Below are 24,668 nucleotides of genomic sequence, written 5' to 3' on the forward strand. Positions count from 1 at the left end.
GGAGGCGCGATCATGACCACACTGCAAACTCAGGGCGCCGCGGCCAAAGCGGCCGCCCGGATTCTCTCCACTGCCGGCACTGCCCAAAAAAACGCGGCGCTGGAAGCCATCGCCAAGGTGCTGACGGAGCGTCAGGACCAGTGGCTTGCGGCCAACGCCCAGGACGTTGCCGCCGCCAAAGAAGCCGGCATGCGCCCGGCCATGCTGGACCGGCTGACCCTCACCCCGGAGCGCATCGCCGGCATCGTGGACGGCGTGCGCCAGGTGGCGGCCCTGCCGGACCCCATCGGCCGGGTGGACAAGATGGAGACCCGGCCCAACGGCCTCATCATCGGACGGCGGCGGGTGCCCCTGGGCGTCATCGCCATCATCTTCGAGGCCCGGCCCAACGTCACCGTGGACGCGGCGGCGCTGTGCCTCAAATCCGGCAACGTGTGCATCCTCCGGGGCGGCAAGGAGGCCATCCGCTCCAACCGCTGCGCCGCGGAGCTCATGCGCCGGGCACTGGAGGAAGCGGGTCTGCCCGCCGACTGCATCTCCCTGGTGCAGGACACCAGCCACGAGACGGCAAACGAGCTCATGCACCTGGACGGCTATGTGGACGTGCTGATCCCCCGGGGCGGTGCCGGGCTCATCCGGGCCGTGGCCAGGGAGGCAAGCGTTCCCGTCATCCGCACCGGTGAGGGCGTGTGCCACGTGTACATCGACGAGGAAGCCGACCTGGATATGGGCGCAAACATTCTTTATAACGCCAAGTGCTCTCGTCCCTCCGTGTGCAACGCCGTGGAGTGCGTGCTGGTGCACCGGGACGTGGCGGCGGACTTCTGGAAACGCGCCCTGCCATTGCTTGCGCAAAAGCAGGTGGAACTGCGGGGCGACGATGAGGCCCTGCCCCTGCTGGGGCCCGGAGCCGTGGCTGCCACGGAAGCGGACTGGGACACGGAGTACGACGACTACATCCTGGCCGTGCGCACGGTGGGGTCCATGGACGAGGCCATGGACTTCATCGCCGCTCACGGCACCGGCCACTCCGAGGCCATCATCACGAAAAACTATTTCAAGGCCCAGCGGTTTTTGAACGAAGTGGACGCGGCGGCAGTGTACGTCAACGCCTCCACCCGCTTCACGGACGGCGGTGAGTTCGGCCTGGGCGCGGAGATCGGCATTTCCACCCAGAAGATGCACGCCCGGGGCCCCATGGGGCTGGAGGAGCTGACCAGCTGCAAATATGTCATCTACGGTGAGGGCCAGGTTCGCTGAAAGGAGGCACAGAGTATGCTGTTCCAAGTGATCGCCATGAGCGTCATCACGCTGCTGCTTTTCCTTTTGCTGCTCACCCGCAAGCCCGGCAGGATCAACCTGATTCTGGGCGTGTGCACCGCCGGATGCGGCCTTGCGTCCATGGTGCTTTTTCTCCTGTTCCAGCGGGCAAACGGCAACCCGGACGCAGGGCGGGAGCTGATCCAGCTCTACCTTCCCTGCGCACTGTATCTGGCCGTGGCCGCCTGGGGCGCCGCGGAGGCACTGCGCAGCCGCAGCAAGCTCCGGCGGGACAAGGCGGCCCGGGCCGCCGCACGGGAAAAATCCGCTCCGTCCAAGACGGAGACACCCCAGTAACCCCAACTATCAAATGAAAGGGAATGTGAAACTATGGCAACCTTTGGATTTATCGGAACCGGCAACATGGGCGGGGCGCTGGCCCGGGCCGTGTGCCGGCGCGTGCCCAGTGACCAGGTGTTTCTGGCCAACCGCACCGTGGAAAAGGCCAGGGCTCTGGCTGAAGAGCTGGAGTGCCGGGTGGCGGACAACGAGGCCATTGCCGGCAGCGCCGACTTTATCTTTCTGGGCGTCAAGCCCCAGATGATGGCCGACATGCTCACGGAGATCTCCCCTGTCCTTGCCCAGCGGGAGACCCGCTTCGTGCTGGTGTCCATGGCAGCGGGCCTCTCCCTGGAGGACATCGCCCGGATGGCCGGCGGAGACTATCCCGTGCTCCGCATCATGCCCAACACGCCTGCCGCCATCGGTGAGGGCATGATTCTCTACACCTGCGGCAAAGGCGTCACCAAGGCGGAGGAAAAGGAGTTTTTGGAGTCCATGGCCGGGGCCGGGCGCTTTGCCGCCATCCCCGAAAGCCAGATGGATGTGGGCTCCGCCGTGTCCGGCTGCGGCCCCGCCTTTGTGGACCTCTTCATCGAGGCCCTGGCCGACGGCGGCGTGGCCTGCGGTCTGCCCCGGGCAGCGGCCATGGAATTTGCCGCCCAGATGGTGGTGGGCTCGGCCCGGCTGGTGCTGGAATCCGGCAGCCATCCCGGCGCCCTGAAGGATGCCGTCTGCTCCCCCGGCGGCTCCACCATTCAGGGCGTGCGGACGCTGGAAAAGAACGGCTTCCGCAGCGCTGTCATGGAGGCGGTCATCGCTGCCTGTGAAAAGAGTGCTTCTCTGGGAAAATAATTTTCTCTTAAAATACGCCGGGCCTGTGCCCGGCGTATTTTTTGCAGTCATGGTGCAAACGAAAAAAGCACGCCGCATCTGCGGCGTGCTTTTTATGCTGCGGAAACATCAGGCAGCGGCGGCAGTCTCAGCGGGGACCACTTTCTGGCAGAAGTTGGACAGATACTCCGCCACCTGGAAGCGCATGGCAGACGAAGTTGGGAAGAGGACCTTGTCGGTCACCAGTACCCCGGAATCCACCGCCCAGGTCATGGCGTCCTTGGCATAGTCGCTGACCGTATCCTTGTCCGTGAACGCATCGTACAGCCCCGTGCTCTTCACGTTCACATCGTAGCCCTTGAACTGGGCGTAACGGTACAGGATGGTCAAAAACTGCTGGCGGGAGATGGCCTCCTTGGGCGCAAAGGTCGTCTCGGTCTTTCCGGTGGTCAGGCCGTTTTCAGCCGCCCAAGTGATGGCCTTGGCAAAGGCGGAGTCTGCGGCCACGTCGGTGAAGGGATTGGCGATGGTGGGTTCGGGAGAGCCGTTCATCCGCCAGAGCACCGTGACCATCTGTCCCCGGTTCATGGTGGCGTTGGGGGCAAAGGTCTGCTCGGTGATGCCCTTGAAAATGTTGTTGTCATAGCAGTACTTTACGGCATCATAATAGGGTTCGCTGGCAGAAACGTCGATAAAGGGCAGTCCCCGCTGGATGGTGATGCGGCCCTGGGCGGTACCGTAGTCCTTGGCGGTGACCGTGCCGCCCAGCTCGTCGGTGATATAGTTCATGACCACCTCGTCCATGGCAAGGCCCAGATCATAGTTGACGGTGGCGGCACTGAAGGCATAATAGGTGTCGCCGCCGGCGGCCAGAAAATCGTTGGTGGCGATGGTGTAGGTGGCCTTGGGGTCGAACGCCTTGCCGCCCACGGTCTGGATGCTCACACGATTGATACTCTTGGGAGCATAGTAGGTGGAGCCGGGATACAGCTCGCCCTGGTCATAAGTTTTGTCCGTATCCACGGTAAAGGTGATGCCGGAAACCTGGGGGAAGCCACCGATGGACTCCGGCGTGCAGTAGGTGGACGCCTCCAGGGCCTCCAGCAGTTCCGCGCCGGTGACCTTGACGATGCTCAATGTGTTGCCGAAGGGCAGAACGGTGTTGATATCCTTTTTGGTGATGCTGCCTGCGGCGATGGAGGCCCGGATACCGCCGCCGTTGGTCACGGCCGCGTCCACCTGCTCGCCGGTTTCCTCCGCGCCCCAGACCAGGGCGTCGGCGATCAGGTCACCCAGATTGGTCTCCGCCGTACGGACGTTGGCCTTCTCCCCGTCCAGCGCCACCTCGGTCTTGGCAAACACCGTGCCGTAGTCGTCGTCGATGGCCTTCTGGATGGCGGCGGCGCGGTCGGCAACGGTCTTGTCCGGGGTAACGGTGATATCAGCGGTGGGGATGGTGGTGGCCTCCAGCCTGCCGTCGGCGATGACCACCAGGCCGATGCTTTCAAACTTGGTTCCGGTGGAGGTCAGCACTGCACCGTTGACCTTATACGTACCGGTGGCGATGGTCACGCCGCCCACCTCTGTGACCTGTCCGCCCAGAGCCAGGAAAATGTCCTCCTGGGTGGAGTGAGAGTGGCCGTCGATGAACAGATCGATGCCGTCTACCTTTTCCAGCAGGTCGATGGAGCGGTTGCCCTTGGACTCTTCGTCAATGCCCAGATGGCCCAGGCACACGATCACGTCGCAGCCGGCAGCCTTCAGCTGCTCCACCTGCTCCTGAGCGCACTCCGCCAGGGCGTCGCCGGAGAGGAACGTGACTCCCTGGATCTTGGCAGGGTGGGCCTTGGTGGCCGTCTCCGGCGTATCCAGTCCGAACACGCCGATCTTGGTGCCGTCGGGAGCGGTAAAGGTCACATTGTCCTCAAAGGCGGTCTTGCCCTGATAGAGCACGTTGGCCGCCACAATGGGAAAATTCGCCTGGTCGGCCAGCTTGCTGAGGTTGGCATAGCCGTAGTCGAACTCGTGATTGCCCGGTGCGGCTGCATCGTAGCCCGCCAGGTTCATCAGCTCCACGGCCGCAGCGCCCTCACCGGCGCTGACCGTGGGGTCGCCCTGGCTGAAATCCCCTGCGTCCAGCAGCAGCACATAGGCGCCCATGTCTTCATACGTTTTTTTCAGTGCAGCGACCTTGGCGTAGCCGTCGATGGCACCGTGCACATCGTTGGTGTGCAGGATCACCACGGCGCCGCTGAGGTCATCGGCGGATGTTTCGGCGGCTGCGGCCGTGACGCCCAGAGACAGCATCATGGCCACAACAAGGAACAGCGACAGAACTTTCTTTTTCATTCTTAAACCTCCTTCGTTTCACCCGGAGCCGCACGCGCTCCTATGTAGCTTGAGTATATCATACTCCCTTCGGAAAGCCCACGGGCATTTCCGTGTTCCCGGTAAAATTTCTCCCGGTTTTTTTGTGAAACATTCCTTTTTCCCCCAAGGGTGGAAATTCGGCCGCTGGGGTGCTATACTGACCATAAATTCAACGAGAGGAGTGAGTAGGCATGAAAACTCTGCTCAAGGGCGGCAGCGTGGTCACCGGAAACGGCGTCAAGCGGGCCGACGTACTGCTGGAGGGAGAGAAGATTCTCCAGGTGGGCCGCAGGCTGGGCGACGCCGACCAGGTGACGGACGTTTCCGGCTGCCTGCTGTTCCCCGGCTTCATCGACGCCCACACCCACTTTGATCTGGACGTGGCCGGAACCACCACCGCCGACGATTTTTTCTCCGGCAGCCGGGCGGCGCTCCGGGGCGGCACCACCACCGTCATCGACTTCGCCTGCCCCAACAAGGGCGAGAGCCTGCACCAGGGGCTGGAACTGTGGCACCGGAAGGCCGACGGCAGAACCTTCTGCGACTACGGCTTCCACATGACCATCGACGACTGGAACGAGTCCATCCGGGCGGAGCTGCCGGACATGTTCGCCCAGGGCGTCTCCTCCTTCAAGATGTACATGACCTACCCGGCCATGATGATCGGCGACCGGGACATGTACTGGGCCCTGAAGGAGCTGCGGCGGCTGGGCGGCATCTGCGGCGTCCACTGTGAAAACGCCGGCGTTATCGATGGCCGCATCGCCGAGCGGAAAAACGCCGGCCACATGGGGCCGGACTCCCACCCCATCACCCGGCCGCCCTATCTGGAGGCGGAGGCCGTCAGTCGGCTGCTGCGTCTGGCCCAGGCGGCGGAGTGTCCGGTGGTCATCGTCCATCTGACCAACCAGGATGCCCTTCTGGAGGTGGAGCACGCCCGCCGGCGGGGCCAGCGGGTCTACGTGGAGACCTGCCCTCAGTACCTGCTGCTGGACGAGAGCGTGTACTTTAACGCCGACTACTCCTCCGCCGCCCGGTACGTGTGCGCTCCTCCCCTGCGGGAAAAGAGCCAGCAGGAGTATTTGTGGCACGCCCTGCGCCGGGGCCGCATCCAGACCGTGTCCACAGACCACTGCTCGTTCACCCTGGCCCAGAAGGACATGGGCCGGGAGGACTTCACCCGCATCCCGGGCGGACTGCCCGGCGTGGAGACCCGGGGTGAGCTGATCTACTCCTACGGCGTGGCCAAGCACCGGCTCACCGCCGCCCAGATGTGCCGGGTGCTCAGTGAGAACCCCGCCCGGCTGTACGGTCTGTTTCCCCGCAAGGGCATTCTCCGTGCCGGCAGCGACGCCGACATCGTGGTCTACGACCCCCGCACCAGCCATGTGATCCGCAGCGAAGACAGCCTCTCCCGGGCGGACTACAGCCCCTACGAGGGCTTTGTTACCGCCGGCGGAATCCGGCAGGTGTGGCTGCGGGGCCATCTGGCCGTGGACGGCGGCCAAGTGCTGGACGAGGTACCCGCAGGACAGTACCTGGCCCGGGGCAAAAACGCCCTGTAAGGCAATTCCCTCCCCCCCACAGCAATGGGAGCGCAGTTTTGCGCTCCCATTTTTTGTTTCTTTTTTCAGTAAAATTCTGTATTTTTTATGAGATATCGAGGCATTTTGTGCTGTTTGTTTACAAAATTTTAACTGCCATCTCTATTTACATTTTCAAGTTGTCAGTATATAATAGCCCCAAGCAACCATAGTCTGGAAAGGTGACATCCTATGAAACAGTCTATGAAACAATCTGTCGTCCCCTCCCAATATCTGCAGATCGCGCTGGATCTGGCCACCCGGATTGCCAAGGGCGAGCTGGCGGAGGGCAGCCGCATCTACGGCCGCTCCGTCATGGCCTCGGAGTACAACGTCTCGCCGGAGACCATCCGCCGGGCCCTGCGGCTTCTGGCCGACATGAAGGTCGTGGAGGTCAAGCCCCAGAGCGGGGCGAAAGTCCTCTCCGCCGACAGTGCCCGCCGCTACATCGCAAACTTTGAAGAGGGCGCCGACGTACATGCCCTGCGGGCGCGGCTCAAGGACCTGCTGGCCGAATCCGAACAGCTCAGCCGCAGTCTTACAGAGACGGTGACGGCCCTCATCAAAAACCGGGAGACCTTTGCCGCCGCGGGAGAACCTCTCCCCAACTACGAAGTCCCGGTTCCCAAGGACTCGCCCCTGATCGGCAAGAGCATCGGCGCATTGAAATTCTGGCAGTCCACCGGCGGCACCATCGTGGCCATCCGCCGGGGACAAACCGTCATCCTCTCCCCCGGCCCCTACGCAGAGCTCTACGCCGGGGATATCATCGTACTGGTAGGGAGCCCCGCCGCCGCGGAGGCCGCCCACCACCTGGTCAGTGCAAAGGAGTGAATGTCTATGATCCAATTTGAGCATGTCTCCAAAAGCTATGGAAAGACTCCCATCTTGAAAGACCTGAATTTCACCATTCCCGACGGGCAGTTCGTGGTGCTCATCGGCCCATCCGGCTGCGGCAAAACCACCACCCTCAAGACCATCAACCGCCTGATCGACATCGATGCGGGTACCATCTCCATCGACGGCAGCGACATCCGCTCCTCGGACAAGGTGGAGCTCCGGCGCCATATCGGCTACGTGATCCAGCAGATCGGTCTGTTTCCCAACATGACCGTGGCCCAGAACATCTGCGTGGTCCCCCGCCTTTTGAAGTACGACAAGCAAAAACAGGAGAACATCGTCCGGGAGATGCTCAAAATGGTCAACATGGAGCAATACGCGGACAAGTACCCCTCCGAACTCTCCGGCGGGCAGCAGCAGCGCATCGGCGTGCTGCGGGCCCTGGCCGCCTCTCCTCCCATCGTGCTGATGGACGAACCCTTCTCAGCCCTGGACCCCATGACCCGGGAAGTCCTCCAGGATGAAGTGAAGAACATTCAGCAGAAGCTGGGCAAGACCATCGTCTTCGTCAGCCACGACATGGGCGAGGCGCTGAAGCTGGCAGACATCATCATCTTCATGGAGAGCGGCCGGGTGGTGCAGATGGCCTCCCCGGAGGAGATGCTGGAGCACCCGGCCAACGACCTGGTCCGCAACTTCCTGGGCAAGCACTCCCCGGAGACGCCCGCTCCCTCCAAGGTGGAGAGCTTCATGCGCACCAACGTGTCCAGCGTGCACCGGGACCGGGGCGTGCTGGAGTGCGCCGAGCGCATGGCCCGCAGCAGCGTGGACACCCTGCTGGTCACCGACGAATCGGACCGCTACGTGGGCACCGTCTCCATCGGCGACATCCGCCACTGGGGCCGGGAGCTCAACAGCATCGAGCCCCTGATCCGTCAGACCGCCCGCACCGTCCGGGTGGGCGACGAGGCAAAAGAGAGCTTTGACTACCTTCTGGACTCCGGCGCCAACTACGTGGTGGTTCTCAATGAGGACGACACCATTGCCGGTATCGTGACCAAGACCAGCGTGGCGCGATCCGTGGCGGAGAACCTGTGGGGGGATGCCAAATGAGCGCTTTGATGGAAACCTACGGCGCCATGCTGCTCAAAGCCATCGGCACACACACGGTCTATGTGCTGGTCTCCGTGGCCATCGGCTTTGTGCTGGGACTGGTGCTGGGCATTCTCCTCTCCCGGGTTCCCAGGTGGTCCATGGTGATTTTGCCGGTGCTGTCCATTTTCCAGACCATCCCCGGTCTGGTGTTCATCGGCGTGCTGTATATCTGCTGGGGCATGATCTACCCCACCGTCATCGTGGCACTGAGCATCTACGCCATGTTCCCCGTACTGAAAAACACCTACACCGGTATTCTGGAGGTGGAGGATAAGTACATCGAAGCCGCCAAGGGCTGCGGCATGTCCCGGCTCCAGACCCTGGTGAAGGTGGAGCTGCCCCTGGCCATGCCCACCATCATCGCCGGACTGCGGATGTCCACCATCTACACCGTCTCCTGGGCGGTGCTGGCGGCCATGATCGGCTTCGGCGGCCTGGGCAACTTCGTCTACCAGGGCGTCAGCTCCAACAACAATACCCTCATCCTTCTGGGCGCCGTCCCGGCGGCGGTGCTGGCCATCGTCTTCGGCGCGGTCATTGACGTGCTGCAAAAGAAGGTCACTCCCCGCGGCATGCAGAAGGAGGTGGGCAAATGACCTGGTCTTTAATCTGTGAGCACCTGTTCATCGTGCTGGCAGCCAGCATCCTCTCCATCGCCGTGGGACTGCCCCTGGGCATCTGGGCCTATGTGTCCAAGACCGCCCGCCCCTTCATTCTGCGGCTGGTGGATCTGCTCCAGACCATCCCCTCCCTGGCATTGCTGGGCATGATCATGGTGGTGCTGGACCCGGGCAAGCTCACCGTGGTGGTGGGCATTACCCTCTACTCCCTCCTGCCCATCGTGCGCAACACCTGCCTGGGACTCCAGCAGGTGGACCCGGGCGTGAAAGAGGCGGCTCGGGGCATGGGCATGAGCAAGCCCTACCGGGTTTTGATGGTAGAGTTTCCCCTGGCGTTCCCCACCGTGTTCACCGGCATCCGCATCGCCGTGGTCAACGCCATCGGCACCGCGGTGTTCGCCGCTTTTGTGGGCGGCGGCGGCCTGGGCGGCGTCATCAACCGCAGCATCCGAATCAAGGACATGGGGCTGCTGCTTGGCGCCACCGGCGTGCTGATGGTCATCGCCGTGGTGCTGGATCTGGTCATGGGCTGGTTTGAAAACCGGATGCGCAAGGACAAGGGCGGCTCCAAGAAAATGTGGATTCCCGTGGCCGCCATTCTCGTGGCCTTCTGCCTGCTGCTTCCCTACGGCCGCGGCTCCTCCGGCGACATTCTGCTCTATGACGGCGACTACTCCGAAACCCAGCTGATGCACCACATGGTCAAGATGCTGGTGGAGGACCAGACAGACCTCACCGTCACCATTCAGGACCAGATGTCCCAGGTGAACAACTGGAACGCTCTCAAGGGAGACGACCACACCTGCGACCTGATGATCTCCTACGACGGCACCATCCTCACCACGTTCCTCCATCAGGACACCACGGACGTGCCCGAGGGCACGAGCATTTACGACTATGTCAACGAGCAGCTGACCTCCTACGGCATGCGGCAGCTGGAGAAGCTGGGCTTTGACAACACCTACGCCATCGCCGTTCCCCAGGAAATCGCCGAGCAGTACGGCCTGGAGACCGTCAGTGACCTGGTGCCGGTGGCACCGGAGCTGGTGTTCGGCGCGGAGCACGAGTTCTTCACCCTGGAGGGCAGCATGAAGTACGGTCCCTTCACGGAGTTCTACGGTCTGAACTTCAAGGAGTGGGTGCCGGTGGACGTGAGTTTGAAGTACACGGCCATCGAAAACGGCAACTTTGACGTCACCGAGGTCTACGCCACCGACGGCCTCAACCGCAAGGTGGGACTGAAGATCCTGGACGATGACAAGAGCTTCTTCCCGGACTACAACGGCGTGTTCCTGGTGCGGGACGACCTGCTGGAGCGCTATCCGGAGCTGGAGGGAATCCTCAATCAGCTCGCCGGCAAGATTCCCACGGAGCAGATGTCCGAGCTGACCTACCAGGTGGATGTGCTGGGCCGCACGGTGGACGATGTGGCCCGGGAGTTCCTGGTCAGTCAGGGACTGCTGAGCGAATGAACAAAGGCGGCCGGAGGCACATTCCTCCGGCCGCTTTTTCGCAACCAACTCCGTTTTTTCCCGTCTGATTGGATAGAAAGCCAAAATTTGCACAGAGGGGGCATTCCATGGAGGATCTGCAAATCATTCAGCTGTTCTGGGAGCGGTCGGAGCAGGCCATCTCAGAGACCGCAACAAAGTACGGCGTCTTCTTGTGGCGCATCGCCCGGAATATCCTGGGCAGCCACGACGACGCAGACGAGTGCGTCAACGACACCTATCTGCGGGCCTGGAACGCCATTCCCCCGTCCCGGCCCTCCGTCCTCCGGGCCTGGCTGGGCCGCATCACCCGCAACCTCTCCCTGGACCGGTGGAACCAGTCCCGTACTCAGAAGCGGGGCGGCAGCGCCGTGGACGTGCTGCTGGGAGAACTTTCGGAGTGCGTGCCCTCTCCCCACCGCACCGAACAGCACCTGGAGGATCAGGCCCTGGCAGACGCTCTGAGCGCCTTTTTGAGGACCCTTCCCCGGGAAAACCGGGTGATCTTCCTGCGGCGCTACTGGTACGGTGACCGCCTGGAGGTCATTGCCGCCGGCATGGACTGTTCCGCCGGAAAGGTCAAGTCCTCCCTGTTCCGTACCCGGAAGAAACTGCTGGCCTATCTGGAAAAGGAGGGGATCTGCCTATGAGCGCCATGCGTCTTTTCAAGGTTCTGGGAATGGTGGACGAGGATCTGGTGGAGGAGGCCTGGGCCTACCGTCCCCCGGCGGCGAAGTTCCGTCCGGCCCTGTATGGTCTGGCGGCCGCCGCCTGCTGCACCATCGTGTGCGCCTTCGGCTTTTTCTATCTGGTCACCGGCGGCTTCCATGGCTTCGGCAGCGCTGCGCCGGAGGAGTCTGCCACGGAATCGCCGGCAGAGGGCGCAGAGTCCAGTGAAGATGTCACCGCCGGCAACGGCAGCGTTTCTTACCTCTCCTATGCCGGGCCGGTGCTGCCGTTGACGGTTCTGGAGCAGGACGCGCCCATCTCCGCCGTGCGGGAAGTGACCTGGGATGTATCCTCCGGCCAAAGCCAGGCCAGCTATGAGGACGCCTATACCCTCACCAACCCCACCGACCAACCCGTTACGGTGACGGCCCTTTACCCCTTTGCCGGGAACTTCCGGGACCTGGCCGCCCAGCAGCCCGCCATCACGGTGAACAATCAGGCAGTCACGCCGCAGCTGCACCCCGGTGCCTACGCCGGCGGCTTTACCGGCACGGGCGACGGCCAAGCCGGCACGTGCAATCTGCTCGAGCCCTCCTCCTGGGAGGACTACGCCGCCCTTTTGGAGGACGGCAGCTACGCCTCCGCAGCCCTGGCAGGCACAGATCTTCCCCAGACACCGGTGGTGGTCTACGACTTCTCGGCGCTCTCCACGCCTTCCCCCGACCAGGAGCTGGTGGTCTCCTGCGCCTATGACTCCGATGCCACTACGCTTCTCAGCTACGATTTCAGCGGCGGCAACTGGGATGAAACCAACACTTGGCGCCAGTACGGCGGCCGGGCCGTAACTGACGGCTGCCCCACGCTGATCGTGGTGGGAGAAGATATTGCCTCCTATTCCCTGCTGGACGGCTACGGGTTGGACGCGCCGGAGCTCACCGGCGTCACCGGCCAGGTGGTCCGGCGGGAGACGACCCTGGGCCAGGCACTGGAGGAACTGTGCCGCACGTACCTTGCCCACCAGCTGCCCGGTGAAGAGGCTTGGGCGGATGCCGTCTCCCTGGAGGATTTCACCGCCGCCGCAGCCCAGTTGCTGACGGACTGGGGTCCTCTATCCCCGGCGCCCGTGGAGCGCTACGCCCTGGGGCGGCTGGATGAGCTCATTGCCGAGGCCGGCTCTGTCAGCCGGGTCTTCTATCTCTCCTTCCCGGTCACCATTCCCGCCGGCGGCTCCGTCACCGTCACCGCGTCCGGTCAGAAAGCCGCCAGCTTCGACTTCCCCGGTACCGGCGGTCCTTACGAGGGGACCCAAAGCTATGAGCTTGCCGCATCTCTCGGCTCCACCCTGACCTTCACCGGCCAGAGCGCCCGGCTCCTCCGGGACGATAGCACAGCATTGGTGCGGGACGACTACGGCTTCTCCGCCGCCGGGGATGCCGTCTCTCTGGACAGCCGCTCCTATTACGCCTTTACGGTCCAATAAGCAAAAAGACACCCGGCAAAATCTGCCGGGTGTCTTTTTTACTTTATTCTGCGTGCTTTCCGCCGGAGAGGTTCTTCTTGACCTCCGCCTCCACCTGGGAAATGGGGAGCTTCTCCGTCTCGGCCCACAGCTCGTCGAACTTCTTCATGCCATCGGCTTTGACCTCTTCCCACTCCTTGGCAAAGGAGCCATTGACGATGTTGTTGTACTGCTCCTCGATGAACTTGCGCATGGAGGAGTTGTCCACCATCTTGAACCGGGACAGCTGTCCGTACTGGCTGGTGCGGCTGTGGAGGGGCAGCTGCTTGAAAAGGCCCATGTCCGCCATCTTCTCCATCATGACCATGGGCTCTTTGGACATGTACATCTCCGTGAGAATGGCCTCGGCGGGCAGGCCCTTTTCCTGGAAGAAGTCAAACGCCGTCACCATCACGTTCATGATCAGGGGCCAGATGGCCTGCTCGCTCATCAGGTCCAGATAGGTCTCGTCGTTGAACGTGACCTCGATGGCGCCCGCCTTGGTGGAGCCCAGGGCCTTGGCAAGGCCCACGGCGATCTCCTTGGCGTGGCCGGTGGCATCCTGGTTGATAACCACGAAGGTGGGGAAGCCGGTGCCGTTTTCGTAGGTCTCCCGGACGCCCTTGCCGATCATGCGGGGTGCCACCATGATCACGTCCAGATCTGCGGCGGGCTTGATGAAGCCGTAAGTAATGTTGTAGCCGGAGGCAAAGTTCAGCGCGGCGCCGGGGTGCAGGTTGGGGGCGATATCCCGCTCATAGATCTCGGGGGCCACTTCGTCCGGCAGCAGCAAAAACAGGATGTCCGCTTTTTTGGCAGCCTCGGGAATGGAATAGGTCTCAAAGCCGTCTTCATTGGCGGTATTCCAGGAAGCGTCGTGGATGCTGCCCACGATGATGTGCTTGGCGCCGGAGTCCCGCATGTTCAGCGCCTGGGAGCGGCCCTGGTTGCCGTAGCCGATGATGGCAATCACCTTGTCCTGGATCGCCTCGATGTGTCCATCCTGATCGTAGTAAACCTTGCCCATGGAATTATCCTCCTTCAATTGCAGAACATTGCATGTAAGCTTATTTTCGACTGTGACATAGGACATCTGATGTGTTAAGTATAACACGAAGTGCACCGTTGTCAAGAGGTTTTTTGGTGATTTTACAAACAAGCAAGGTCCCGGAGCAATCGTACTCCGGGACCTTGCCTGTTCAGATGGTCATGCTTCGTTCTGCTGGCGGAGAAACACCGCCCGGGCCCAGCGCTCTGCGCTTTCCGCGATGGCATCGTGCGCAGCGGCCTTATCCCGCTTCATAACGGCCTCGCAGATTCTCTCGTGATCCGCCAGTGCCGTTCGCGGCGTCTCCTCAATGGATGCTCCGATAGACTCCCGGAACAGCTCGTTGATGGCGCTGCCCAGACTGATCATAAAGGAATTGTGGGTGGCCTGGAGGATCTGTCCGTGGAACGCCAGATCATCCTCCGTGGTCAGCGTTCCCGCCTCCAGGTGGCAGCGGAACGTCTCCAGAGACTGCGCAATCTGTTCCAGGTCCGCGTCGCTGGCCTGGTCGATGGCCAGCTCCGTATAAGCAGTCTCCAGCGTCTGCCGGAAGATCTGGAGCTCTTCTTCGTCTCCGCTGTTGAGATAAAGGTGAGACAGCATAACATTCAGATAGCCCTGCTCAGGATTTTCGCTGATGACCGTGCAAAGTCCCCGCCGGATCTCCACAACGCCCAGCGCCTCCAGCATTTTGATGGCCTCCCGCACGCTGCTCTTGCTCACCGCCAGTTCCTCGGAGATCTGTGTCTCCGTGGGAAGTACATCGCCGGGTCCCAACCCCTGTTCCCGGATCATTTTTTCAACGGCCTCCATCACCTGGCGGGACAGGCTTTTCCGGCGCTGCCCGGCTGTATTCTGCGCCACCCAAATCAACCCCTCTTTCATGGCTGCCGTACAAAACGGCTATTCCGTCAATATGCAAATTAACTTTAGCATATTTCATTGATGTGCACAACTATTTTCTTGAAATGGCTTGGATTCATGCTGTATAATGGGTAAAAAAAGGAGGACTGCCATGAACTTTTCCGTGCCAAAAATTCGCTCCGTGCGGGACCAGGTTTATGAGGGCATCAAATCCTTAATCGTCAGCGGACAGCTTCCCCAAGGAACCCGGCTTCAGGAAAGCGAGCTGGCTGAACTCTTCCAGGTCAGCCGCACCCCTGTGCGGGAAGCGCTCAAGGCATTGCGGGACGACGGACTGCTGGAAAGCGGCAGTGCCAAGGGGCTGTTTGTTAAGGTACTCACCCCAGACAATGTACGGGATATTTTTCAAATCCGCAGTCTGCTGGAGCAGTTTGCCCTCAAGCAGGGCATCGCACGTCTGACCCTGGACGAAGAGCGCTATCTCTTGTCTATGCGGGCCAAATTTGAATCTTTCCGAACCTATAACGATATGGAAGAATATATCCGCCTGGACAGCGAACTCCACAGCAGCATCATCACGTTCTCCGGAAACCAGTTTTTGCGGGAGCTGACCGACCGCATTTACAGTGTGCTGCAGCCGGTACGGGTGCTTTCCCTGAGTACGCAGGCACGCTATGAGGCCTCCATTTCCGAGCACATCGGTATCGTGGACGGCATGCTGGCCCGGGATTCTGCACAGGCTGCCGTCACATTGCAGACCCATTTAGATGAGGCGGAGGCCTGTGTGCTTCAAGTTCTGGAAAAGCAGTCTTCCGCTGAATAATGCGCCAACTATCGAGCAAAGCGCTGGGACATTTGAAATGTCCCAGCGCTTTTTTGTGTTTTTTCCATAAAATCAGATATCTGTTTTCTCCAATTGGTCCTCTTGACTAGTTTGATTTAAAACCGTATTATGTTTTTAAAATACAAAATAAATCCAAAGGAGGAGCCGCCATGGACTTTCAACTGCCCTATTACAAAGGTACCCTGCCCCTGCACGTCCCTGACCGCAACCTTGCACATGTCCTGGAAAACAATGCCGCTCAATTCCGCACGCAGGTTCCCCAGGCACAGATTGTGCAGGAAGCTCTGAATCATCCCATCGGCTCCCCGGCGCTGCGGGATTTGGCCCGCGGAAAGAAAAAAATTCTTGTCATCACCTCCGATCACACCCGCAGCATGCCCTCCCGTATCACCATGCCGCTTCTTCTGGACGAGATCCGCCGCGGACAAAGCGACGCACAGATTACCATTCTCATCGGCACGGGTCTCCACCGCCCAACCACACCGGCCGAACTGCTGGATCGCTTCGGCCCTGTGATCGTGGAGCGGGAACACATTGTCGTACATAACGCCTTTCGGGACGAGGACATGCGCTATGTCTGTCAGCTTCCCTCCGGTGCATCGCTGCGCGTGAACCACCTGGCCCTGGAAAGTGACCTGATCGTGGCGGAAGGCTTTATTGAACCCCACTTTTTCGCCGGTTTCAGCGGCGGACGCAAAAGCATTCTGCCGGCGATCGCCTCTCAGGAAACCGTCAATGAAAACCACTCCGCCCGGGCCATTGCCAGCCCCAACGCCACCACCGGCGTATTGGAGGGCAATCCCATCCACGAGGATATGGCCTACGCCGCCCGCAAAGTGGGTCTTGCCTTCATTCTCAATGTGGCAATGGATGCCGAAAAGCACATTGTGGCGGCATTTGCAGGTGACTGCATCGACGCCCATGCCAAGGGCTGCGCATTCGTTTCAGATATGTGCGGAGTAGATGCCGTGGCGGATGATATTGTGATTACCACCAACAGCGGCTACCCGCTGGATCAAAACCTCTATCAGACGCCCAAGGGCGTATCCACAGCAGCCGCCTGTGCCAAAGAGGGCGGGGTCCTGATTCTGGGCGCGTCTTTGTGCGACGGCATCGGCGGAACCAACTTTGAAAAGCTGATGCGCCTTGGCTCCCCCAGCCTCATCAAGGAGACCATTGAAGCCATTCCCCCGAAGGAATCCATCCCGGAGCAGTGGTGCGCACAAATCTATGCCAATTTGCTGCTGCGCCACCCGATCATTATTGTCACCCAGCACATGAATGAGCCTCAGCTGCTGGAGCAGATGGGATTCCTGACTGCCCGCAGCTTTGACCAGGCGCTGGAAATGGCCTTTGCAATCCGCGGTGATGCTGCATCCGTAGCCGTCATTCCGGACGGCGTTTCTGTCATCGTACGAAAACACAAGGAGGTAGGAAATGAGTGATCGAAAGCTGGCTGTACAGGTACAGCCTACCGACAATGTCGCATCAATTTTTGCGGAAGTATCCGCCGGCGACACGGTGGAAGTGATGGCCAGGGACGGCAGCGTGGATAAAATCCGCGTCCACGAGGACATTCCCTACGGCCACAAGGTGGCTCTGCAGGACATTCCAAAAGGCGGAACGGTATTGAAATACGGCGAATCCATCGGCATTGCAACGGCAGACATCAAGCGGGGAGACTACGTGCATGTCCACAATCTGGACAGTGCCCGTGCCCGCGGCGACTGGAAGGAGTAACCCCATGACAGATCGATTTTTTGGCTACGCCCGACCGGATGGGCGCGTCGGCTCCCGGAACTATGTGGCGCTGGTTCCCAGCGTCGTGTGCGCCAACGAGGTCGTGGAAGCAATTGGCGCGCAGGTCATGAACTGCCGTCCCCTGCTGCATCACCAGGGCTGCTGCCAACTGCCGCCGGACCTGGAGCGGGTCACCGACACACTCATCGCTCTGGCCTGTCATCCCAACGCCGGCGCCGTGCTGGTGGTGAGCCTGGGCTGTGAGGGTACCGACGTGGACCGCCTCCTGGAGGCGGTGGCCAAAACCGGCAAGCCCTATGACATTGTACGCATTCAGGAGATCGGCGGAACCGCCAACGCCATTGCAGACGGCATCAAGAAAGCCCAGCGGCTTTCCATGGCCATCTCGGGTCTCCAGCGGGAAGCCTTTGACCTGCATTCCTTTGTCATGGGCATCAAATGCGGCGGCTCTGACGCCACCTCCGGCCTGGCCAGCAACTGCGCCATCGGCTATGTGGCGGATAAAGTCGTTGACCAGGGGGGCACCGTAATTTTCGGTGAAGTAACCGAGTTTATCGGCGCAGAGCACATTCTGGCCCGCCGGGCCAGGACGCCGGAGGTTGGGGAGAAAATCCTCAAAATCGTAACGGATATGGAAAACCGTGCCAAGTCTCTGGGCTGCGATATGCGGAAGGGACAGCCCACTCCCGGCAATATCGCCGGCGGTCTGACCACCATCGAGGAAAAGTCTCTGGGCGCCATTATGAAATCCGGCTCCCGTACCATCGAAGGCGTAATGGAGTATGCAGAAATCAGTCCGGCCAAGGGCGGTCTGTGGATCAAGGAAACACCCGGCCGTGAAATTGAAATTCTCACCGGCATGGCAGCCAGCGGCGCCCAGTGCATCACATTTTCCACCGGGCGGGGCGCACCTCAGGGCTTCCCCATTCTGCCCGTTATCAAAATCTGCGGAAATCCTCATACCTATCAGCGAATGTCCGGAGACATGGACCTTAACGCCGGGAAAATCATTCTGGGTGAAAAGAGCATTGAAGAGGTCGGTGAGGAAGTCTATCAGAAGCTGCTGAGAACGCTCAGCGGCGAGCAATGCAAGGGAGAGAGCATTTACTACAGCAAATCCATGGATATTTACTGCATGGGTCCTGTCATTTGACTGCACATATGCGCTAAATCTGTATTTTTTGTACAAATTCCGATTTTTTTCTTAGCTAAATCGCGTGATTGACAACAGTTGTCCGAAGTCTTATATTTAAATTATAGATAAGACATCTGATGTTTATATTAATTTTTGGGAGGTATTTATTATGAGCAAGCTCGATTGGAACAGCGTCGATTTTGAAACCATGATCATCCACGCAGGCCAGGAACATGACAGCGCATACGGTGCCCTGGCAACGCCCATCTACCAGACCTCCACATTCTGCTTTGAAACCGTGGAAGAAGGCGCCGCAAAGTTCGCCAAGCAGATTCCCGGTTACCATCCCGTCTACTCCCGCAGCGGAAACCCCACCACCCGGGCATTTGAGCTCAAGTGTGCTGCCATGGAAGGCGGCGAGGATGCTGTGGCCACCGCCTCCGGCATGGGCGCCGTGGGTTCCGTCATGCTTTCTTTCCTGAAGACTGGCGACCATGTGATTTTTGACAACTCGGTCTATGGCGGCACCAACTATGTGGCCACCACCAATCTGCCGGATCTGGGGATTCAGGTCTCCCGCGTGGATACCTCCGACCTGGAGGCGCTGAAAGCCGCTATCCGTCCCAACACCAAGATGATCTACTTCGAGACCCCTAACAATCCCATGATCAAGGTCACCGATGTCGCTGCGGTAAAGGCCGTCGCCGGCAAGGATATCCGCGTGGTAGTGGATGCCACCTTTGCACCTCCCCCCATCCAGCACGTGCTGAAGCTGGGCGCCGATATCGTGCTCCACTCCATCACCAAGTACATCAACGGCCACGGCGATGCTCTTGGCGGCGTGGTTGTCGGCTCTGCCGAGGACATGGCTTTACTCCGCAACAACTCCATGACCAAAATCAACGGCTGCCCGCCCTCTCCCTTCAACAGCTATCTGGTGCTGCGGGGCATGAAGACGCTGGCACTGCGTGTGGAGCGCCACTGCCAGAACGCCATGGCCGTTGCCAAGTATCTGGAGCAGAACCCCTATGTAAAAACCGTTTATTATCCTGGTCTGGAGAGCGATCCCGGTCATGAGCTGGCTTGCCGGCAGATGGAAAACGGCCTCTTCGGCGGCATTCTGAGTTTTGAGCTCAAGGACGATGTGAAGGGCCTGAGCAGCTTTGAAGCCGGCAAGAAGCTGCTCAACAACCTGAAGATCGCCTCCATCGCCGTCTCTCTGGGCGATCCCGATACCCTGATTGAGCATCCGGCCAGCATGACCCACGCCGGCGTCTCTCCCGAGGCACGTCTGGCTGCCGGCATTACCGATGGCCTGGTTCGGATGTCCGTTGGCCTGGAGTCTGCCCGGGATCTGATCAACGACTTCGAGCAGGCGTTTGCCGCGATCTGAACCATCTCACCGCCGCCCCGGAAGTAATTCTCTCTTTTTCTCCAAGGTTATTGATTTTATTTGAGAAAGGAAGCGAATGTCTGTGGAAAATCAAAAAAAATATTACGGTTGGAAAGGCTTCTTCCCTCTTCTGACGTTCCTGGCCATTTACCTGGGCGGCGGATTGATTTTTACCGCACTGGGCTATGGCGGTGACTCCTTCAAACAGATTCCCCGCGTGACCGCCCTGGTTGCCGCTTTGCTGGTCTGCTTGTGCATGGGCGGCAAGGAACGCAGCATGGAATTCCGAATGGACACCTTCTGCAAAGGTATGGCCAACGAGGGAACCATGATCATGCTGGTCGTCTTCCTGCTGGCCGGTGCCTTTTCCGGTGTGGCAAAGGCCATGGGCGGCGTGGAAGCTACCGCGAATCTGGGCTTGAGCCTGGTTCCTGCTCAGTTTCTGTTCCCCGGCATCTTCCTGATCTCCGCTTTTATTGCCACGGCAATGGGTACCTCCATGGGCACCATCTCCGCCATCGGCCCCATCGCCGTGGCGGTGGCCGAGGGCGCTGACCTGAATATGGCCATCGCCATTGCCGCCGTACTGGGCGGCGCCATGTTCGGCGACAACCTGTCCATGATCTCCGACACCACCATCGCCGCCACCCGCGGCGCCGGCTGCGAGATGCGGGACAAGTTCAAGATGAACGGCGTCATGGCCGCCGTGGCCGCCATCGCCACCATGATTTTGCTGGCAGTGGTTGGCAGCGGCGCAGAGCTGACCGGTGACTTCCACTACGACCTGATCAAAGTGGTTCCCTATCTTTTCGTGCTCATATTCGCCCTGACTGGCTGCAACGTGTTCATTCTGCTGCTTGCCGGTATCATCGTCGCTGCGGTGGTCGGATTCGCCACCGGTTCCCTGGATGCCATCGGATTTGCACAGGCAGTGTCCTCCGGTATGTCCGGCATGTATGAGATCTGCATCATCGCGCTGCTGCTGCGCGGCATCAGCGGTGTGGCAGAGGAGCTTGGCGCCATCGACTGGCTGGTGAAGAAGATGACCAGCCAGGTCAAAACCCGCAAAGGCGCTGAATACATGACGGCCGCCATGGTGTCCGTCTTCGATGCGGCACTTGCCAATAATACCATCGCCATTTTGATGGCCGCCCCCCTGACCCGCGAAATGGTGGCCAAGCACAACGTGGCTCCCAAGCGCGTGGCCTCTTTGCTGGACATCTTCTCCTGCATCGTCCAGGGCATCATTCCTCACGGCGGACAGGTGCTGCTCTGCATCACTCTGACGGGTCTTTCTCCCTTCTCCATCATTGCCGCCAACTACTATGTATTTTTCCTGGCTATCGTCTCCATTGCCACCATCCAGTTCGGCCTTGGCCGCACTAAGGAAGAAAAGGCCGGTATCGCCATGTACGATGAGAACAACGAAGTTCTCTCCCTGAAGTAACCATCCGTTTTCCCTCCCCCCTTATCTATGCCTGCCGGCCGCCACTTTGTGGCTGGCCGGCAGGCAACATTTTTCCCGGAAGGAGGATTCCCCATGGATCTGACTACCAGCCGCTGCTGGGCCGAAATTAACCTGGGGGCGCTCCGGCGCAACTGCCGCGCCCTGCATGGACTGCTCTCCCCGGGCTGCCGTCTTATGAATATCCTCAAAGCCAACGCTTATGGACACGGAGCTGTCGCGGTGGCCCGGGTGCTGGCGGAAGAATTTCCCGAGGACTGGATCGGTGTGGCCTGTCTTTCCGAAGCGTTGGAGCTGCGTCAGGCCGGAATTCGGCAGAACATCTTGATTTTAGGTTACACGCCTCCTCAGGCTGCCGCCATACTGTCTCAGGAGAATATCACACAATCCCTGCTCTCTCCCGGATATACGCGCCAGCTGATCGCCTGTGCACAGGAAGCCGGTGTTCGTGTTCCCTGTCATCTGAAGCTGGATACCGGTATGACGCGCATTGGCTATACCGCCTACGGCGAGGCATACGCCCAAACTGTAAGGGATGCCGCGTTGGCGTATCAGGCACCTGAGCTGAATGTATCCGGCATATTCACGCATTTCTCCAGCGCCTATGGACTGGAGCCGGAGGACATTTCCTATACCAAAACCCAGTTTGAGCGGTTCGCCCGGGTCTGCCGGGCCCTCGCGGCTCAGGGAATTTCCCCCGGTCTTCGCCATTGCTGCAATTCCCCCGCTACCGTCAACTCCCCGCAATACGCATTGGATATGTGCCGGACCGGCACTGTGCTCTACGGTCTTTTACCCGAGACTTCCATGCGCCGTCCCATTCCATTCGAGCCGGTGCTCACCTGGAAATCCCGGGTGGTGCAGCTCCGCTCCATTCCCTCCGGCATTCCTATCAGCTATAACCGACTGGCCATATCCGATGCTCCCATGACTTTGGCCGTCATCTCCGCAGGAGATGCCGACGGCTATCCCCGGCAGCTGACCAACCTCGGGCGGGTCAACATCGCCGGCCACATCTGCCCGGTAGTCGGGCGCGTGTGTATGGATATGTTTATGGCGGACGTAACCGGCTGCAGCGATATCCAGGAAGGAACTGCCGTCACTTTGCTGGGCGGTACCGGCAGTCAGGCCGTCCCCTGCTCGTGGCTGTATCGGCCGCTCAATCTCGGCCCCAGTGCCATAACCTGTAATATCCGTGCCCGGGTTCCATATCTCTACCTGGACAACGACTGATTTCCTTTCACAACTCCGGAATCATGGGCCCGGCGTGCCATCTCTTCTCTTCGGCTTGTCTATCTGTGGAAAATCTGCTATGCTGTTAAAAGCTGCTCTACGCAGTATTCTGCAAAAGGGGTGACTTCATTGAAACTGACATTTTTGGGACATGCCTGTTTTTTGCTGGATGACGGACGGTACAAAGTGCTGACAGACCCGTATCTCACCGGAAATCCGCTGGCCGCTGTACAGGCAGATTCCGTGGAGGCGGACTATATCTGCGTGACCCACGGCCACAGTGACCACACGGGAGACACGGAGGCGATTGCCCGTCGGACCGGTGCCAAGATCTGCTGCCCGGTGGAGCTGGGATCTGCTGTTTTTGCCTCCCAGGGGCTGGAGACAATGCCTGCCAACCTGGGTGGTACCTGCAAACTGCCCTTCGGCAGCGTAAAACTGGTTCCCGCGCTCCACGGCAGCGGTGTGGCAGGCAGCCTGGCCTGCGGTTTCCTTTTCGAAATGGGCGGGAAAAAGATTTACCACGCCGGTGACACTGCCCTGATCTCCGACATGGCGCTGCTGGAAGAGGAGCATGTGGACGTTGCGCTGCTGCCCATCGGTGATGTTTACACCATGGGGCCTGCCGATGCTCTGCGCGCGGTGAAAATGATCCGCCCAAAGCTGGTAATTCCCATGCACTATAACACCTTCCCGCTCATCATCCAGGACCCCAACGCCTTTGCCGATGCCGTAAAGAACGCTGGCTTCCAGGCCACGGTCCTGCAGCCCGGCGAGAGCATTTCCCTGTAACGAACAACACGCTGCGGCAGATGCCGCAGCGTGTTGTTTGTTCATGGCATGGGGTACCCGGCCAGCAGCAGCACATTGTGCACCGCACAATTGACTACCAGCAGCAGCGCCATCCACCCGAACCAGCGGTTATCGTAGTGCAGCGCCCATCCCCTCCGCCTGCGCAGCCGCCAGACCGTTTGAGAAATCATATAGACCACCCACCAAACAGCTGCAACCGGTACAGCCAGATGACAGCAAAGTGCATGCCAAAGCTGTCCGTGCAGCAGCGCAATCAGCGCCCGGGTGCCGCCGCAGCCAAGGCAGTATATATGCCAGTGGCTCCAAATCCAGCATCTGCTGACCGTGGGCGCTCCCAGTACATAACGCCACAACAGATACAGTCCCAGTGCAGCAAGTGCAGTGATCCACATGGTCGGGTAAACCTCCCGGTCCGTAACTTTTTTCATCATGTTTCCCCATAAGAAGAGGCCGCCCACGGCGGCCCTCTTTTTATTTCAGCAGCTTGATGGAACCCAGCAAAGGCACTTCCTTTTCCTCTCCGTTGATGGCGGCAATGCAGCCGATCACGGCACAGATAAAGCAAAAAATACCCCACAGCCAGCCAATGCAGGGAATCACGCTGAAAAGGCCCGCCAGCCAAATGACCAGTGCCTGATTCAAATGGAACTTGGCACCTTCCCGATCACCGGCAACCAGCGCGATCAGCAGTCCGATCCAGGTGATATATGCCACGATCCCGGTCGTTTTGGAATCCAACATAATGTGATCCTCTCTTGATTCTTCAGAACTTTATCGACAGTTTACCACAAAAAGCACAGAAAGACAACGCGGGAAATAAAAAAGAGACAGCTCAAAAGAGCTGTCTTCTTTGTGTTGGCACTACCTATCTTCCCGGGCCGTCACCAGCCAAGTATTGTGGGCAGAAACGAGCTTAACTACCGTGTTCGGAATGGGAACGGGTGGACCCTCGTTCTAATCAGCACCAACTATGTCTTCCAGGTCTTCCCGGAGAACATCTTGCATTATATCGTTTTTCCTGCTCTGTGTCAAGGGATTTCTTGGTGACCCGTACCGGATTCGAACCGATGTTAACGGCGTGAGAGGCCGCTGTCTTAACCACTTGACCAACGGGCCATGGTGCACCTTCACGGACTCGAACCGGGGACCCACTGATTAAGAGTCAGTTGCTCTACCAACTGAGCTAAAGGTGCAAATCCCTTTTTTCAGGTACGCTCCCGCACCCTCAAAACCGAACAATGTATCTTCCGCAACGATCTCAGGCCGCCTGCATTTCTTCGTAGGTCAAGCCCTCGGGCTATTAGTACCGGTCAGCTGCATGCATTACTGCACTTCCACCTCCGGCCTATCTACCAGGTAGTCTTCCTGGGCCCTTACCTCATGAAGAGTGAGAGATCTCATCTTAGGGGGAGTTTCACGCTTAGATGCTTTCAGCGTTTATCTCGTCCGTACAT

The 24,668-nt window shown here is 59.7% G+C and carries 23 protein-coding genes, 2 tRNA genes and 2 rRNA genes; 18 read left to right on the forward strand and 9 right to left on the reverse strand.

Features of this window, described 5'->3' with window-relative positions; translation table 11 throughout:
- Positions 1 to 12 precede the first annotated feature (12 nt).
- Genes QZS13_RS04870 through proC form a run of 3 tightly spaced genes read left to right on the forward strand, consistent with a single transcriptional unit; the run spans position 13 to position 2,454 of the window.
- Positions 13 to 1,260 (forward strand): glutamate-5-semialdehyde dehydrogenase, encoded by a 1,248-nt coding sequence (locus QZS13_RS04870; RefSeq protein ID WP_295586251.1) that lies wholly within the window; start codon positions 13 to 15, stop codon positions 1,258 to 1,260.
- A 15-nt stretch (positions 1,261 to 1,275) separates the two neighbouring features.
- Complete coding sequence (locus tag QZS13_RS04875) at positions 1,276 to 1,617, forward strand: hypothetical protein (RefSeq protein ID WP_295586255.1); 342 nt, start codon at positions 1,276 to 1,278, stop codon at positions 1,615 to 1,617.
- 33 nt (positions 1,618 to 1,650) lie between these two features.
- Positions 1,651 to 2,454 carry a pyrroline-5-carboxylate reductase gene (gene proC, locus QZS13_RS04880; RefSeq protein ID WP_295586258.1) on the forward strand — a complete coding sequence of 268 codons (804 nt, stop codon included), beginning with the start codon at positions 1,651 to 1,653 and terminating at the stop codon, positions 2,452 to 2,454.
- 108 nt (positions 2,455 to 2,562) lie between these two features.
- Here the strand turns inward: proC and QZS13_RS04885 are convergent, their stop codons facing one another.
- Positions 2,563 to 4,782, reverse strand: coding sequence for a 5'-nucleotidase C-terminal domain-containing protein (locus QZS13_RS04885; RefSeq protein ID WP_295586261.1), 2,220 nt, complete (start codon positions 4,780 to 4,782; stop codon positions 2,563 to 2,565).
- Positions 4,783 to 4,994: 212 nt separating this feature from the next.
- Between QZS13_RS04885 and hydA the strand changes: the two genes are divergently transcribed.
- The 7 genes from hydA (at position 4,995) to QZS13_RS04920 (ending at position 12,640) form a co-directional block, all read left to right on the forward strand.
- On the forward strand, positions 4,995 to 6,368 hold the full coding sequence (gene hydA / locus QZS13_RS04890) for a dihydropyrimidinase (protein WP_295586265.1): 1,374 nt from the start codon (positions 4,995 to 4,997) through the stop codon (positions 6,366 to 6,368).
- Between the two features lie 222 nt (positions 6,369 to 6,590).
- On the forward strand, positions 6,591 to 7,220 hold the full coding sequence (locus tag QZS13_RS04895; RefSeq protein WP_295586268.1) for a TrkA C-terminal domain-containing protein: 630 nt from the start codon (positions 6,591 to 6,593) through the stop codon (positions 7,218 to 7,220).
- A gap of 6 nt (positions 7,221 to 7,226) precedes the next feature.
- Positions 7,227 to 8,339, forward strand: a complete 1,113-nt coding sequence (locus QZS13_RS04900) for an ABC transporter ATP-binding protein (RefSeq protein WP_295586270.1) — start codon at positions 7,227 to 7,229, stop codon at positions 8,337 to 8,339.
- A complete protein-coding gene (locus tag QZS13_RS04905; protein WP_295586272.1) occupies positions 8,336 to 8,977 on the forward strand; it encodes an ABC transporter permease in 642 nt (213 codons plus the stop codon). The genes QZS13_RS04900 and QZS13_RS04905 overlap by 4 nt, the downstream gene beginning before the upstream one ends.
- Positions 8,974 to 10,473 carry a glycine betaine ABC transporter substrate-binding protein gene (locus QZS13_RS04910; RefSeq protein WP_295586275.1) on the forward strand — a complete coding sequence of 500 codons (1,500 nt, stop codon included), beginning with the start codon at positions 8,974 to 8,976 and terminating at the stop codon, positions 10,471 to 10,473. Before QZS13_RS04905 ends, QZS13_RS04910 begins: the two co-directional genes overlap by 4 nt.
- 107 nt (positions 10,474 to 10,580) lie before the next feature.
- Complete coding sequence (locus QZS13_RS04915) at positions 10,581 to 11,141, forward strand: RNA polymerase sigma factor (protein ID WP_295586278.1); 561 nt, start codon at positions 10,581 to 10,583, stop codon at positions 11,139 to 11,141.
- Entirely contained in the window at positions 11,138 to 12,640 is a 1,503-nt protein-coding gene (locus QZS13_RS04920; RefSeq protein WP_295586281.1) for a hypothetical protein, read from the forward strand. Before QZS13_RS04915 ends, QZS13_RS04920 begins: the two co-directional genes overlap by 4 nt.
- Positions 12,641 to 12,683: 43 nt before the next feature.
- On the opposite strand, the gene ilvC is transcribed toward QZS13_RS04920, so the two are convergent.
- Together ilvC and QZS13_RS04930 are read right to left on the reverse strand one after the other, a co-directional pair.
- Positions 12,684 to 13,685: a ketol-acid reductoisomerase gene (ilvC, locus tag QZS13_RS04925; RefSeq protein ID WP_295586284.1), complete on the reverse strand. Its 1,002-nt coding sequence runs from the start codon at positions 13,683 to 13,685 to the stop codon at positions 12,684 to 12,686.
- A 180-nt stretch (positions 13,686 to 13,865) separates the two neighbouring features.
- Entirely contained in the window at positions 13,866 to 14,570 is a 705-nt protein-coding gene (locus QZS13_RS04930) for a FadR/GntR family transcriptional regulator (protein ID WP_295586288.1), read from the reverse strand.
- A gap of 151 nt (positions 14,571 to 14,721) precedes the next feature.
- Here QZS13_RS04930 and QZS13_RS04935 point away from each other — a divergent pair, with 151 nt between their 5' ends.
- From QZS13_RS04935 to QZS13_RS04970, 8 genes are all read left to right on the forward strand, one after another.
- Entirely contained in the window at positions 14,722 to 15,393 is a 672-nt protein-coding gene (locus tag QZS13_RS04935) for a GntR family transcriptional regulator (protein ID WP_295586291.1), read from the forward strand.
- A 170-nt stretch (positions 15,394 to 15,563) separates the two neighbouring features.
- Positions 15,564 to 16,859, forward strand: a complete 1,296-nt coding sequence (gene larA / locus QZS13_RS04940; protein ID WP_295586294.1) for a nickel-dependent lactate racemase — start codon at positions 15,564 to 15,566, stop codon at positions 16,857 to 16,859.
- Positions 16,852 to 17,154 (forward strand): UxaA family hydrolase, encoded by a 303-nt coding sequence (locus QZS13_RS04945; RefSeq protein ID WP_295586296.1) that lies wholly within the window; start codon positions 16,852 to 16,854, stop codon positions 17,152 to 17,154. The genes larA and QZS13_RS04945 overlap by 8 nt, the downstream gene beginning before the upstream one ends.
- A gap of 4 nt (positions 17,155 to 17,158) precedes the next feature.
- Entirely contained in the window at positions 17,159 to 18,328 is a 1,170-nt protein-coding gene (locus tag QZS13_RS04950; RefSeq protein ID WP_295586299.1) for a UxaA family hydrolase, read from the forward strand.
- 151 nt (positions 18,329 to 18,479) lie between these two features.
- Complete coding sequence (locus QZS13_RS04955) at positions 18,480 to 19,703, forward strand: PLP-dependent aspartate aminotransferase family protein (protein ID WP_295586302.1); 1,224 nt, start codon at positions 18,480 to 18,482, stop codon at positions 19,701 to 19,703.
- 82 nt (positions 19,704 to 19,785) lie between these two features.
- Positions 19,786 to 21,150: a Na+/H+ antiporter NhaC family protein gene (locus tag QZS13_RS04960; protein WP_295586305.1), complete on the forward strand. Its 1,365-nt coding sequence runs from the start codon at positions 19,786 to 19,788 to the stop codon at positions 21,148 to 21,150.
- Positions 21,151 to 21,243: 93 nt separating this feature from the next.
- Complete coding sequence (gene alr, locus QZS13_RS04965) at positions 21,244 to 22,401, forward strand: alanine racemase (protein ID WP_295586307.1); 1,158 nt, start codon at positions 21,244 to 21,246, stop codon at positions 22,399 to 22,401.
- Between the two features lie 120 nt (positions 22,402 to 22,521).
- Complete coding sequence (locus tag QZS13_RS04970) at positions 22,522 to 23,193, forward strand: metal-dependent hydrolase (RefSeq protein ID WP_295586310.1); 672 nt, start codon at positions 22,522 to 22,524, stop codon at positions 23,191 to 23,193.
- Between the two features lie 41 nt (positions 23,194 to 23,234).
- Here the strand turns inward: QZS13_RS04970 and QZS13_RS04975 are convergent, their stop codons facing one another.
- The 6 genes from QZS13_RS04975 to QZS13_RS05000 form a co-directional block, all read right to left on the reverse strand.
- Positions 23,235 to 23,642 carry a DUF2752 domain-containing protein gene (locus QZS13_RS04975; protein WP_295586313.1) on the reverse strand — a complete coding sequence of 136 codons (408 nt, stop codon included), beginning with the start codon at positions 23,640 to 23,642 and terminating at the stop codon, positions 23,235 to 23,237.
- Between the two features lie 43 nt (positions 23,643 to 23,685).
- Positions 23,686 to 23,955: a hypothetical protein gene (locus QZS13_RS04980; protein WP_295586316.1), complete on the reverse strand. Its 270-nt coding sequence runs from the start codon at positions 23,953 to 23,955 to the stop codon at positions 23,686 to 23,688.
- 112 nt (positions 23,956 to 24,067) lie between these two features.
- Positions 24,068 to 24,183 (reverse strand): 5S ribosomal RNA (rrf, locus tag QZS13_RS04985).
- A 72-nt stretch (positions 24,184 to 24,255) separates the two neighbouring features.
- Positions 24,256 to 24,330: transfer RNA gene (locus tag QZS13_RS04990), tRNA-Glu, on the reverse strand.
- 1 nt (position 24,331) lies between these two features.
- Positions 24,332 to 24,407: transfer RNA gene (locus QZS13_RS04995), tRNA-Lys, on the reverse strand.
- 87 nt (positions 24,408 to 24,494) lie between these two features.
- A 23S ribosomal RNA gene (locus tag QZS13_RS05000) occupies positions 24,495 to 24,668 on the reverse strand; the annotation flags it as partial.

It is taken from the genome of uncultured Oscillibacter sp. (genome assembly GCF_900546705.1).
In the GTDB taxonomy this organism is placed as follows: domain Bacteria; phylum Bacillota; class Clostridia; order Oscillospirales; family Oscillospiraceae; genus Oscillibacter.

Bases quoted from the DNA above. Each gene is read 5' to 3' on its own strand.
- QZS13_RS04870 (WP_295586251.1), top strand. From the start codon at position 13: ATGACCACACTGCAAACTCAGGGCGCCGCGGCCAAAGCGGCCGCCCGG.
- QZS13_RS04875 (WP_295586255.1), top strand. From the start codon at position 1,276: ATGCTGTTCCAAGTGATCGCCATGAGCGTCATCACGCTGCTGCTTTTC.
- proC (WP_295586258.1), top strand. From the start codon at position 1,651: ATGGCAACCTTTGGATTTATCGGAACCGGCAACATGGGCGGGGCGCTG.
- QZS13_RS04885 (WP_295586261.1), bottom strand. From the start codon at position 4,782: ATGAAAAAGAAAGTTCTGTCGCTGTTCCTTGTTGTGGCCATGATGCTG.
- hydA (WP_295586265.1), top strand. From the start codon at position 4,995: ATGAAAACTCTGCTCAAGGGCGGCAGCGTGGTCACCGGAAACGGCGTC.
- QZS13_RS04895 (WP_295586268.1), top strand. From the start codon at position 6,591: ATGAAACAATCTGTCGTCCCCTCCCAATATCTGCAGATCGCGCTGGAT.
- QZS13_RS04900 (WP_295586270.1), top strand. From the start codon at position 7,227: ATGATCCAATTTGAGCATGTCTCCAAAAGCTATGGAAAGACTCCCATC.
- QZS13_RS04905 (WP_295586272.1), top strand. From the start codon at position 8,336: ATGAGCGCTTTGATGGAAACCTACGGCGCCATGCTGCTCAAAGCCATC.
- QZS13_RS04910 (WP_295586275.1), top strand. From the start codon at position 8,974: ATGACCTGGTCTTTAATCTGTGAGCACCTGTTCATCGTGCTGGCAGCC.
- QZS13_RS04915 (WP_295586278.1), top strand. From the start codon at position 10,581: ATGGAGGATCTGCAAATCATTCAGCTGTTCTGGGAGCGGTCGGAGCAG.
- QZS13_RS04920 (WP_295586281.1), top strand. From the start codon at position 11,138: ATGAGCGCCATGCGTCTTTTCAAGGTTCTGGGAATGGTGGACGAGGAT.
- ilvC (WP_295586284.1), bottom strand. From the start codon at position 13,685: ATGGGCAAGGTTTACTACGATCAGGATGGACACATCGAGGCGATCCAG.
- QZS13_RS04935 (WP_295586291.1), top strand. From the start codon at position 14,722: ATGAACTTTTCCGTGCCAAAAATTCGCTCCGTGCGGGACCAGGTTTAT.
- larA (WP_295586294.1), top strand. From the start codon at position 15,564: ATGGACTTTCAACTGCCCTATTACAAAGGTACCCTGCCCCTGCACGTC.
- QZS13_RS04945 (WP_295586296.1), top strand. From the start codon at position 16,852: ATGAGTGATCGAAAGCTGGCTGTACAGGTACAGCCTACCGACAATGTC.
- QZS13_RS04950 (WP_295586299.1), top strand. From the start codon at position 17,159: ATGACAGATCGATTTTTTGGCTACGCCCGACCGGATGGGCGCGTCGGC.
- QZS13_RS04955 (WP_295586302.1), top strand. From the start codon at position 18,480: ATGAGCAAGCTCGATTGGAACAGCGTCGATTTTGAAACCATGATCATC.
- alr (WP_295586307.1), top strand. From the start codon at position 21,244: ATGGATCTGACTACCAGCCGCTGCTGGGCCGAAATTAACCTGGGGGCG.
- QZS13_RS04975 (WP_295586313.1), bottom strand. From the start codon at position 23,642: ATGAAAAAAGTTACGGACCGGGAGGTTTACCCGACCATGTGGATCACT.
- QZS13_RS04980 (WP_295586316.1), bottom strand. From the start codon at position 23,955: ATGTTGGATTCCAAAACGACCGGGATCGTGGCATATATCACCTGGATC.